Genomic DNA, 12,832 nt, shown 5'->3' with positions numbered 1-12,832 from the left:
TGATACAATTATTGGAGCTTGATTGATTTTAAAGCCTCATAAAAATACATTCGAATGCAAAAAATACAGCTACTTATATTATTATTATTTTCTCAGATTTCTTACAGTCAACATTATTTTTTCAAAACGGTGGGTAATGATAGTATCAATACTTTTCTGAGAGCAGGTATTTCGGTGGAGGACGGATTCTTAGCTGTAGGAACTTACAATTCCGTTTCCCACAAAGCCCTTTATGTACATAAAATTGACTTAGAAGGAAAAGCCCTTTGGACACAGATTCTGCGTACCTTTGACTTAGAGCAGCATTTGTCTATGAATACGGGAGACCTTCTTATTGATTTTAATGATAATTTTTTGTTGGCTTATAATCAACACGAAGAAGATAATAGTAGAAATATAGGCGTAATAAAATTTGATAGTAGAGGGCAGGTTTTATGGGAAAAACAATATGGTGATATTAGAAATCAAAATCCACATATACTCTTGAGAACGAAAGATGGTGGATTTATTGTTGGTGGGCTTGAAGCTTATGTACCCGATGTAACGCCTTTTCAATACTGGACGATGTATGTAGTCAAGGCAGATAGTTTGGGCAATCAGCAATGGGAACAACGCTACACCTTAGATGAGGGGAATAGCAGTTTGACTGTGGACATCATCGAAACCTTAGATGGAGGTTATTTGTTGGGGGGCTACGGACATTTGGAAGAAGACTTTGCGGGAGCCTATCAGCGAGAGGCTTATGTGGTCAAAATAGACAGTTTGGGCAATGCTCAATGGGAAAGAAATTATGGTACGTTGGATTGGGATGATAGTGGTGTTGGTGTTTATCAATATCCCGATAGTACCTATTTGCTTTATGGTCAAGAAGGGGGAGCGGAAAGTATATTTAGTTATTTGATGTTCCGTCACATTGACCAGAATGGTAATACATTGGAAGAAAATACCTATGAAGAGCGGTACACTTATGCCTGGAAGATGTATCCTTTGGAGGATGGTGGTTTTCTGGGAGTAACCTTTGAACGGATTAGAGAAAACGACCGTTTACGCCCTCGCTTGATGCGGTTTACGCCTTATTGCCGAGATACGTTGTGGACGAAAGTCATTGATTACCTACCAGAAGAAGAAAATTTAGGCATTCGAGATGTCGACCAAACGAAAGATGGGGGTTTTATCATCACGGGTTTTCGCACTTCTCCCTTCCCACAATTCGGTTGGGTTCTCAAAGTCGACAGCCTCGGCAATGGCTGCTTTGAATTTGGCTGTGACAGCAGCACAATTACCCACATTGAAGAAATTCCCAAGTCCGAGCGAAAGCGATTTTCGCTTTATCCCAATCCGACACAAGGAGAAGTGACGGTTCAGTTTTATTCCCCCTTTGAAGGGGGCGAGGGGGATGTTCGAGAGACATTGAAGGAATCGGAATTGGTGGTTCGGGATGTTTCGGGAAAGGTTTTGAAGAAAATGGATTTGGTGGAAATAGAAAACGGAAGTTTTCAAAACTTCCGTTTTCTTAGTGTCGATGATTTAGAGGCAGGTATTTATTTTGTGGATTGGCAATTGGAGGGGAAAAGTTTGGGCGTGGAGAAGTTGGTGGTGTATTGAAGGCAGCGTTTTTAATAGGAACTTTGTCTTAATATGAAAATGTATGCTTATGAATTTCGCTACCGTAATACAAGCAAAAGGCAACTTCTCTCCAAGTCAAGAACAACTGATTCGCAGTCATACCTCCAACAAAGACACCCAAATTTCCACTTTGGCAGAAATGTTTTTGGCAGAATATTTCGATGAAACTTTTGAACGCATACCTACTCCAGTTATTTCAAATGCTTCAAAAAAAGCAACAACTACTCTCCAAGAGTCCTATGAACTCTATCCCAATCCTGCAAATGACCATATCGTCATCAAACTAACAGATAAGTTATTTGATAAAGAGGAAATCCACTTGGAGATACTGAATACGCATGGAGAAATTGTACTTTCAACTCCAGTAAATCACTTACAAGTAATCCCTATTCAAGATTTACCTTCAGGAATTTATTTTACCCACCTTCATCAAAATGGAGAGATAAATGAACTGAATAAGTTTATCATCATTAGATAGAATTGATAGAAAACAGGCTATAACTTTCCAAGAGAAATTATAGCCTGTTACTTATTTACTCATCTTCGATTTAAAAAATACTATGAAACAAATAGCAATATTGTTTATTTTTCTTTTATGTACTAAAACCCCTCTTTTTTGTCAAGGTTTCGATTATTTTTTCAAAACTATCGGAGCAGACACCATCAATACTTTTTTGAGGGCTGGCATATCTGTAGAAGATGGATTCTTAGCGGTAGGAACTTACACTTCCGTTTCTCACAAAGCTCTTTATTTACATAAAATTGATTTAGAAGGTAGGTCGATTGGAACACAAATTTTGCGTGCATTTGATTTAGAGCAGCATTTGTCTATGAGTACAGGAGACCTATTAATTCGTTTAAATAATGATTTTTTAATAGCTTATAACAAATCAACAGAAGAAAAGAGTATAGATATAGGCATCATTAAATTTGATAAAGAAGGGGAGATTCTATGGGAGAGGGAATTTGGAGATGAACGAGACCAAACACCTTTTGTTCTTTTGGAAACAAAAGATGGTGGATTTATTGTAGGTGGATTAGAAGCTTATGTCCCTAATGTCACTCCTTTTCAATATTGGACGATGTATGTGGTCAAAGCAGATAGTTTGGGCAATCAGCAGTGGGAACAACGTTATACCTTAGATGAGGGAAACAACAGTTTCATATTTGATATAATCGAAACTTTGGACGGAGGATACTTATTGGGGGGCTATGGGCATGTGGAAGAGGACTTCGCTGGTGCTTATCAACAAGAAGCTTATGTGGTCAAAATAGACAGTTTGGGTAATGCCCAATGGGAAAAAAGCTACGGGACCCTGGACTGGGACGATAGTGCTGTTGGTGTTTATCAATGCCCCGATAGTACCTATCTTTTGTATGGCTCGGAGGGTGGAAGAGAGAGTATGTTTAACTACTTGATGTTTCGGCATATTGACCAAGGCGGGAATACTTTGGAGGAAAATACTTACGAAGAATGGTACACCACTGGAACATGGAGATTGTTTCCTTTAGAAGATGGTGGTTTTTTGGGTTTTGCCAATCATAGATTGAAAAAAAATGCTCCCGTTCGTCCTCGAATGATGCGTCTTACGCCTTACGGTCGAGATACTTTGTGGACGAAAGTGATTGATTACCTACCAGGAATGGAAAATTTAGGGATTCGAGATGTCGACCAAACAAATGATGGCGGATACATCATCACGGGTTTTCGCACTTCTCCTTTTCCTCAGTTTGGGTGGGTACTAAAAGTCGACAGCCTCGGCAATGGCTGTTTTGAATTTGGCTGTGACAGCAGCACAATTACCCACATTGAAGAATTTCCAAAATCCGAACAAAAACGGTTTTCGCTTTATCCCAATCCAACACAAGGAGAAGTGACGGTTCAGTTTTATTCCCCCTTTGAAGGGGGCGAGGGGGATGTTGGAGAGACATTGAAGGAATCGGAATTGGTGGTTCGGGATGTTTCGGGAAAGGTTTTGAAGAAAATGGATTTGGTGGAAATAGAAAACGGAAGTTTTGAAAACTTCCGTTTTCTTAGTGTCGATGATTTAGAGGCAGGTATTTATTTTGTGGATTGGCAGTTGAATGGAAAAAGTTTGGGCGTGGAGAAGTTGGTGGTGTATTGAGCATCTCAGAATTCCATAAATGCTCTTTCCTTTTTGTAATGATAGGTGGAAGAGTCAAAACAAAAAAAGGGAGAAAGGATATCTAAAATATCTTTTCTCCCTTTCCAATAAGGAGCAAGTTATTCAACATCAACCAAATAACTTGCAGCTTGTTTTTTGTGCAAAAGACTGACAGTTAATAGTTTTGGAAACTAATTGCCAGTCACTAATAGACCAATCACTCTTTTACTTCGCAATCAATAATTTCTTAGTCACTTGAGCATTCCCATTCACCATTTGCACCCAATACATACCCTCTGGCAAATCAGCAATATCCAAAGTCACCCGATCATTGTTGCGAATTGCTTTTTGTTGGCTGATAAGCAACTGACCCGCAAGGTCGTATAGGTGGATTTGAGTCATTGTTTCTTGGGGTTGATACCCTTTGAAGTCCAAGTAAACGAGGCTGTTAGCAGGGTTGGGCGATAGAGTCATCAATGCAAAAGTATTGGCTACATCTTCAATGCCCGTCACTACAGGATCGGCAATAACAAAGGTGCGTTTCGTAGATTTTAGCTGAACTTTAGAACCATCGGCTCTGGTGACAACCACATTTTTCAAGGTTAAATTGATAGGTACTTCACGCTGTCCAGCCGATTTAAGGCTTCCTATCACCATCACACAACCCAAATTGCAGAGTGCGCCATAACTTGTTCTATTTTCGTGGTTGGTTCGTGTCAGTGCCACATCCCATAGCAATGTATTGTTCATGATAGTATCTAGGGTAAGCATATCTTGCCCTTTCACACCCAACCAAGAATTGCCGTAGGTAGCCATTGGAGCGTTGAGTTGTATGGTGTCGTCTTCGCCAAGTTCTGCAAGGGTAAATTCTGCGGTGAAAGCAATTCCGTAAATCCCTTCGGCAGGCTTATTCTCAGTTCCCAAATTCACCGAAAAAACGTGTTCGTAGCCAGGAATGATTGTGTCCACTGCTTCCACATATAAGGCTGCATCATAGGTTTCAAAAGTGGAGGCTGTCTTGTCCACAGTTTGGTGATAATTGGCTTTGATAGCAGTAACATCATCGCTGTTGATGATTCCATTACCATTGCAGTCTGAGTGCTTGGCGTTCAAAGCATCCGCTACTATTTCCGTATCCCAATCAAAAGCCAATTGGCCATCCCAGTTGTAGATATCGCTATCTTCTCTTAGCTCTCCTTCAAAATTATAGCCTAAACCAATAGACAATAAATCGTACATATTGGCAGTTCCGTCGTAATTGGCATCGCCGGGATAGACCAAATCGTTTGGATATACTTTGAAGGTTTTTTCGACATTGCAGCCCAAATCATCGGTGATATTGACGGTATAAATACCTTGTTCGGTTACTTCAATGGCATTTTCAGTGCTGCCATTCGACCATTCAAAAGTATAGTTTTCACCAATAGATGCCATACTCAAGTTGGAAACATCTTGGTCGTCCATTACTACAATATTATCAACTGCTGCAACGGTTTCTGACATTTCACAATTGCCTTCTATTTGAAGGGTTTTTTTGCTAAAATTGTTGTCCTCACAGCTTTCACTGATTTTGTCTTTTTGGTCAATCGAAACGCTGATTTCGTTGATTCCATCACCTTCAAAAATATCGTTGGCGACATTGACGTAGTAGGCTTGTTGGTAAGGGGGAGCCAATACTTTTTTGCTTGCCAAATTGATTTGCGTTCCGTCCGTCAGTGTCCTCACTACCTCCAACTCGATGGAGTCATTAGAGGCTTTACCCAAATTAGATACCGTGACTTTCACAGTAAACTCCGACATGAAAGGAGTTACTTTGTCTATAATATTTCCATTGTTTGGGTTAATGATTTGTATATCTTCCTCTTCAACCACATAGTCGGCCTTATCTCCTGCAAACAAACAGATTGTTGGATCTCCTACATAAGTGAGGTGTTCTGCAATGAGTTTGATGTAGGGTTCATTTTCGGGTGTTGCACTGGCAATAGATTCTTCAAACCACTGATGTAGAGAAGCACCTACGGAGTGTCCATAGTTTTGGTTGGAGAGTAAATCGTAGAAGCGGATATGAAAATCTTTTGTTTGTTCAAAATCTTCATAATAAGAAACACCTGCCAAATAGCCGATGGCACCAGCCCGTCTTTCCAAGATATATTCTTCTGCTTGCGATTTTTCGTTACTGCCTGTCATTCGTTTGTGAATCTGTCCTGCATGGTCGCATATTGGTGCGAAGAAGGCAAATCTACCCGTGCTATCGTATTCTGAAGCTTTCCAAATATCAAATTGCCAGCGCCAATTACCGTCCAAGTGTCCCCAGTAAGTCACTAAGGCAGCACCTTTCTCTACCATCTGATTGTACTGTTTGGTCACATTACTAGCATCATTTGTGCCGATTTGAGCAAAACGTTGAGAATGTGCGCCATAGGTGCTATTTTCGATTTTTTGCTTCAAAGGATTCATTACATTGTTGACTACATACAAACCCTCATCATTATTAGATGCTTGGAAAGGATGCAAGACTCGTTTCATCCATAATCTTTCCTCTTTCGTACATGCAGGATTTCTTTGCTGCTCTTCGTGTACTGTCACCTTGTTCATATAATTGAAGGTTTCTGCAATGGTTTGAGCAGGAATTCTGCCTATTTTTAACTGTGGCAAATAGGTGCTTGCATCTCTGGCTGTGAGCATATTATCAGATGGAGGAGAACCATAAGAAGGTATCAAACACTTGTGGTAATTGTTGAGCGGATCCAACGCAATGTCTCTGTAATCAATGGATTTTCCTACCAATAGCATATATTCAGGTTTGATTGTCCATTTATCAACTGCATAGTTTACAAAATTGCGGATACTCAATGGGTGTGTTTTGATGCCAGACGCAAATTGGTCATACAATTCTTCAATAGATACAGTGACAACTTTGTGAGAACCACCATCTTCTGATCTTCTATACTTAGCATAACCTTCAAATTGGTCAAAATCAGCCGAAGAATAAACCAATTGTGGGTTATAGACGAGAATAAAATCTCCTTGATTGTTTATTTTTTTGAAGTCTGTAAATCTTACTCTTTCAATATCATTCATTATTTTGATGATATCATCTCGACCACTTAAATCATTGAAAACCTCTTCAGTAGCACTAATGACCAACTTTCGGCTATCTGCAACGTTTGTTCCTGCGGGTAGGGCGATTCTATATTTGCCATTTTTGATATTGGGAATCAATCGTAAATGATTCGTCAAATCATAGACAACTGGATTACTACCACCGCTAAAACCTTCGATTTCGATATAAGAAATATTGTTGTGGGTTAGTTCAAAAACAAATTGGTTGGAGTTGATAAAATCATTGTCTATGTAGGGTTTGAAGTCAAAAGTTCGGGGATAACGAAGCTTCAAATAAGCAACTGATTGCCAATCATCTTCGGGTGCTTTTAGCAAATCTCCAACGGATTCTACAACTATCTGAGTGATTTTGTTATCGATATCACTTGCTGCTATTGGGAATGTATAATCTGGTGTTTCATAGCCATCAAACGACTTATCCAAATAAGGTATGTTTTTGACATTTACCCGAATATGGTGATCCGGGTTTACCATCGTATCGTCATTTCTTCCTACAACTTTGACCTCCAGTTCTGCCATTGGCGCATTGCTTCCTTTGAATAGGGCAGGAGTTGGCATACCATACTTTCGGAAACTATTGTCAATGATAGAGTCCACAAGACCCTCACCTCTTTCAAAGTCTGCGTAGTTGTAAGGCGATAAAATATCTGCTTCATTTGTAGTAGATCTTGCACTTCTAAAAGCCAACATAGTTGGTTTTCCTCTACTAAAACGGCTTACTGATTGGTTCTTTTTATCGGGCATCAACAAAACCTCGTGCATAAAGAAGGTTTCCTTCTCTGCAATGCCAAAAGCCGACACATCGTTTTCAGTGTCTTGAACTCTAAGATTTTGTGCTGTGTTGTTCCATGTTAGGTAATAGGTTGATGTATCGTTGAACAAACTCTTATACGGATTCAGTTGTCCATTTTCTTCTTGGTAAAGACGGCTATCAAAACGACCATCATTTTTTCGTCCATAAAATTCTATATAATCTTCTCCCGTCAAGTTCTCACTGCTGCTAACATAAAGTGGCACTTGCTCACCATTATGGAACAATTGAAAGCCGTCAGCCGATAATGGAAGGTCTGTTTTTTGAAGTGCATCGAAAGAAATACGATACAAAGCATCATCACCTACTTTAACTTTATAGTAGGATTGGTTATAATTTATCCATTCATTTGCATAATAACTGCTGGATGATTGTGCAATAGCAGTAAGTGGTAAGAGGCATATAAGTAGAAAATGTATGTAGGGTAGTTTAAAAATTTGCATAACGATGTTTTTTACAGGGCATTTAGGATAAACAAACAATTCTTCATTCATTTATTCGAAATATAAAGTTAATAAGTTTCTCTTACTTTCTTCTATTTTTTCAACAAAATAATAATTTGCTAACAACATAAACCAACAAAGTCCGCTATCTTTCGACAATCGGACATCTTTCTTCTTCAAAAAAAAGGAGCAAAAAGGTTATTTTTTAAAGTTATTTGACTCCACATCTATTACTTTCCTGCCTTTTTGCTCCCTCGAATGGTTTTCTACAATTTTACAAGGATTTTTTTACATACACTTGATTTTGTTTTTTGCAATATTGCTACAATTACTTTCCGTTTAATTACATCACAAATATACTCCGACATGCTGGTGTCTGAAAGTACAAGAATTGCCAATCATAACATTTTTTTGAAGGGAAAAATGGAAATAAAAATGAAAATGAAATGATATTAAGTAGCTGATTTAATTGCTGTTAGGAAGTGTTTACTGATACTAAAAAGATACAGTTTTTATACTAAAAAATAGCTTCAAAAAAAGCCTAAAAAAAGCCTAATTTTGTGTGAATTTTAGGAAGATGCAACTTTTTATCAAATTTTCGCATTAACACATTCTATCACTTATCCACGTTGTATGCAGAAAACAAAACTTGTAGAGATTATTCAAGCACTAGATGACAGCGAAATCAAGCGTTTTGATGATTATGTAAATTCGCCCTTCTTCAATAAGAATGATAAGGTAATTGCATTGCTGAAATTTATTCGCAAATATTACCCTGATTTTGAAAATACCCGTTTCACCAAAGAAAATGCGTACAAGACGGTTTTTGGGAGTAAGCAAAAATTTAATGTCCAAAAACTGCGGAATATCATGTCACAATTGGCAAAATTGTTGGAGGCCTTCCTTGTTCAAATTGATAGAGAATCGTCTGATATTCAGTTTGATGAATTGCTTTTGACAGCATTTGATAGAAGGTATATTGACAAACATTTTGCTCAAAAATACCAGGAATTAAAAAAACAAACGGCAAAAACCAAAGAGAAATCAGCGACTCATTACTACTATGTTCATCGCATTGAAGATGTGGCTTTTGATCACAGTATCAGGAGAAATAATAGGTTGATAGATACCAATGTTGAAGAAGCGGTGAACAACTTAGATTATTTTTATTTAGCCCTAAAATTGCGGTATTGCTGTGCAATGCTTAATAGTCAAAGTGTGATTACGGTAGATCACAACATGCAAATGTTTGATCAGATATTGAATTATTTGGAGACCAATTCTTTTGAACATATACCAGCTATTCATCTGTATTATCGCCTCTTGTTGTTGTTGAAAGAGGAAAAAGATACATATTATGAAGAGTTGAAAATTTTGTTGGGAAAACATCGAGATGCTTTGTCTATAATGGAAATTAGGCAGATATATATTGCGACATTTAACTACCTTAATAAAAAATTGAAAGGAGGTGAAAGTAAATACCTCAAAGACATTTATGAGCTATACAAACTCATGTTTGAACGAGATATATTGATTGACAATGGATTTATCAACAACCACATTAATTTCAGAAATGCGCTCATTGCAGGACTTCGATTGGGTGAATTGGAGTGGGCAGAAATGTTTATTGAAAAATACAGTCCTTTGCTTGTACCTTTGAACCGAGAAAACTGGGTAAATTACAGCCTTTCGGAACTAAATTTCCATAAAAAAAATTACACAGAAACCCTAAGTTTCTTACTTAGTTTTGAGTTTGAAGATGCTTATAACTATGCTGAACACAAAACCTTGCTTGCTAAAACCTATTATGAATTGGAAGAAGATGAGGCTTTGTTTGCGCTTATACATGCTTTTCGCATTTATTTGCACCGTGACACCAACATTGCAGAGCATTTCCAAAAGACCTATCACAATTTTATTCGTTTACTAAACAAACTCGCCAAAGCACGTTTTGACCCTGATGCAAATGTGAAAGATATCCGTAAGGAACTTGAAGAATTGCAGTATATTACAAACCGAGAATGGCTGCTGGAAAAAATTGAAGAATTGAAAGATAAGTAAGGAATAAGAATTAAAAAATCACTTCTCAATCAGATAGTTGAAAATTTCAAATGCTGGACTTAATTTTTGGTTCATCGAAGATTTTAGTGAAATGAGACTTTTGTAATTTATTTTTAAAGATATGGAATGTTTGAAAATCAGTATGCTCTCAAAAGGAAACTACAAAAGTCTTTAACTGCTCCACTAAAAATATCCATGAGTCTAATTTTTTGAGTGTTAGTAAGGAATGAATAAAAAAAAATGTGTCAGACAATCCTTCGATGTAGTTAAAAAACCAATCACGGGTCATTAATCTACTAATCATTATGGAACAATATATGCTAATATTGGGTACGCTTATTTTGGTGGCATTGATATGGTTGATTTATTTTCAGGTGACGAACCGACAGCCTAGAGAGAGTGCTTCCATGCAGTTGATGCTGACCCTGCTGCAAGACCTCAAAAAGGAAATGAGTGAAACAGGAACACAAGGAAGACAGGAAATGCAGCACCGTTTGGATAAGGTGATACAACAAATTAGCAGTCACCAACAACACAATACCCAACACCTTCAACAGCAACACAGTGCTTCTTCAAAACTCATACAGGAAATCACCAGCAAAATTGGAGAATTGGAAAGCACAAACAAACAAGTATTGTCTTTTGCAGAGCAGATAAAAAGCTTGGAACGCATATTGCAGCATCCCAAACAGCGAGGTGTTTTGGGGGAATACTTTTTGGAGACCTTGTTGGCAAATACTCTCTCGCCACAGCAATATAAAATGCAATATCGCTTCAACAATGGTGAAATTGTAGATGCTGCAATTTTTTTTAGAGATACCATTATTCCCATTGATGCAAAGTTTTCGTTGGCTCGCTACAACCGCATGATTCAAACGGATGATAAAACATTGAAAGTGAAATTGGAACGCCTTTTTAGAAACGATGTGAAACAGCGCATTGACGAAACTTCCAAATATGTGAGGGTAGGAGAGGATACGACTGCTTTTGCGTTTATGTTCATTCCAGCCGAAGGAGTTTACCAACATTTGTTGGCCTACAATGCGGCTGATAGTCGAGATATGGTAGAGTATGCGTTTCGGAAACGGGTTGTTTTGGTATCGCCTACTTCATTTTATGCCTATCTCGAAACCCTCTTACTTGGCTTGAAAGGCCTGGAAATTGAAAATTCGGTGAAGGAAGTTATCAAAAAAGTGAGTGAGTTGGGAAAACATCTTTCGGCTTACGAAAGTTATTTAGAGAAAGTCGGCAAGCACTTGGGAACGGCTGTGAATATGTACAATCAAGCTGCAAGTGAATTCCAAAAAATAGACAAGAATATTTATCAAATTACAGATACAGAGCAAGGTGGGAGCTATCAACCTACCTTATTCGATAGACCTGAATGATTATTAATCTTAATAAAATTATGCCTGAAACAGACATCCCTATTCCTGTTCGGTTCGATGATACCGAAGTCGCATTTGCTTACAAATCAACTAATAAGTTGCACAAAGCAAAAATCCTTTTTAAGACCATCAACCATGAAAAACTGGTAGATTGGGGAACAAAATTTGTAGAAATAGCCCTTCAATACCACATTCCATTTGTGAAAACAGCTTTTAAATCAACAATTTATGAGCAGTTTTGTGGTGGCGAAACGTTGGAGGAAACCCAAAAGGTGATTGACAAGTTGGGAACATTTGGCGTGAAAGTCTTACTGGATTATGGCGTTGAAGCGAAAGAAACAGAATATGATTTTGACGAAGCTGCAAAACAAATTGCCAAAGCAATCAAACATGCTCGGGAAGACGACCAAGTTCATGCGGTAAGCAGTAAAATTTCAGGCTTGGCACGTTTTGACCTACTCCAAAAAATCAGTGAAGATAAGCCATTGAAGAAGAAAGAGTTGGATGAGTTGGAGAATGTCAAAAAAAGATTGCAGAAAATCTGCAAAGCAGCCGATAAATACAAAGTAGCCATTTATTTTGATGCAGAAGAAACATGGGTACAGCCTGCAATTGATGCGTTTGTGTTGGAAATGATGGAACAATACAATGTAGAACAATCCATTATCTTCAATACCTATCAACTGTATCGGCACGATCGCTTAGAATTTTTGAAGGAAAATCATGCTGCCTCAAAAAAGAAAGGCTACATTTTGGCGGCAAAGCTTGTGCGAGGTGCATACATGGAAAAAGAGCGAGAACGGGCTGCAAAAATGGGCTATCCTTCTCCTATTCAGCCAGATAAAGAAGCGACAGATCGTGACTACAATCTGGCATTGGCCTATTGTGTAGAGCATTTAGATACCATGACCGTTTGTTGTGCTTCTCACAATGAAAAGAGCAATGCTTTTCTTTGTCAACTCATTGAAGAAAAACAGTTGGATAGAAACTACTCACATATTTATTTTTCGCAATTATATGGAATGAGTGACAATATTTCCTTCAATTTGGCAAATGCAGGCTACAATATTTTTAAGTATTTACCTTATGGCCCTGTCAAAGAGGTAATCCCGTACTTGATTCGGCGAGCAGATGAAAATACCGCTGTTTCGGGGCAAATGGGGAGAGAATTGAGTCTGATAGTGAATGAATTGGACAGACGAAAGAGATTAAAATAATAAATTGGAGATTAATATATGACGCATATATTAATCT

7 protein-coding genes are annotated in these 12,832 nt (G+C 38.0%); 6 read left to right on the top strand and 1 reads right to left on the bottom strand.

Annotation, left to right across the window (positions count from 1 at the left end; all coding sequences use genetic code 11):
- The first annotated feature begins 54 nt into the window (after positions 1 to 54).
- The 3 genes from R3E32_08520 to R3E32_08510 all read left to right on the top strand — a co-directional run bounded on the left by R3E32_08520 (position 55) and on the right by R3E32_08510 (position 3,752).
- The gene (locus R3E32_08520) at positions 55 to 1,605 is read left to right on the top strand and encodes a T9SS type A sorting domain-containing protein (protein ID MEZ4884753.1); all 1,551 of its coding nucleotides are present in this window, start codon (positions 55 to 57) and stop codon (positions 1,603 to 1,605) included.
- Positions 1,606 to 1,654: 49 nt separating this feature from the next.
- Entirely contained in the window at positions 1,655 to 2,104 is a 450-nt protein-coding gene (locus R3E32_08515) for a T9SS type A sorting domain-containing protein (protein ID MEZ4884752.1), read from the top strand.
- Positions 2,105 to 2,186: 82 nt separating this feature from the next.
- Complete coding sequence (locus R3E32_08510) at positions 2,187 to 3,752, top strand: T9SS type A sorting domain-containing protein (GenBank protein ID MEZ4884751.1); 1,566 nt, start codon at positions 2,187 to 2,189, stop codon at positions 3,750 to 3,752.
- 225 nt (positions 3,753 to 3,977) lie between these two features.
- Here the strand turns inward: R3E32_08510 and R3E32_08505 are convergent, their stop codons facing one another.
- Positions 3,978 to 8,129, bottom strand: a complete 4,152-nt coding sequence (locus tag R3E32_08505) for a C25 family cysteine peptidase (protein MEZ4884750.1) — start codon at positions 8,127 to 8,129, stop codon at positions 3,978 to 3,980.
- A gap of 633 nt (positions 8,130 to 8,762) precedes the next feature.
- Between R3E32_08505 and R3E32_08500 the strand changes: the two genes are divergently transcribed.
- The 3 genes from R3E32_08500 to R3E32_08490 all read left to right on the top strand — a co-directional run bounded on the left by R3E32_08500 (position 8,763) and on the right by R3E32_08490 (position 12,795).
- Positions 8,763 to 10,190 (top strand): hypothetical protein, encoded by a 1,428-nt coding sequence (locus R3E32_08500; GenBank protein ID MEZ4884749.1) that lies wholly within the window; start codon positions 8,763 to 8,765, stop codon positions 10,188 to 10,190.
- Between the two features lie 305 nt (positions 10,191 to 10,495).
- Entirely contained in the window at positions 10,496 to 11,578 is a 1,083-nt protein-coding gene (locus R3E32_08495; protein MEZ4884748.1) for a DNA recombination protein RmuC, read from the top strand.
- Between the two features lie 20 nt (positions 11,579 to 11,598).
- Entirely contained in the window at positions 11,599 to 12,795 is a 1,197-nt protein-coding gene (locus tag R3E32_08490) for a proline dehydrogenase family protein (protein MEZ4884747.1), read from the top strand.
- Positions 12,796 to 12,832: the final 37 nt, after the last annotated feature.

The sequence above is a fragment of the Chitinophagales bacterium genome (assembly GCA_041392475.1).
Classification (GTDB): Bacteria; Bacteroidota; Bacteroidia; order Chitinophagales; family UBA2359; genus JAUHXA01.
Note: the sequence above shows the minus strand (reverse complement) of the source record. Positions and strands in the feature narration are given on the sequence as shown.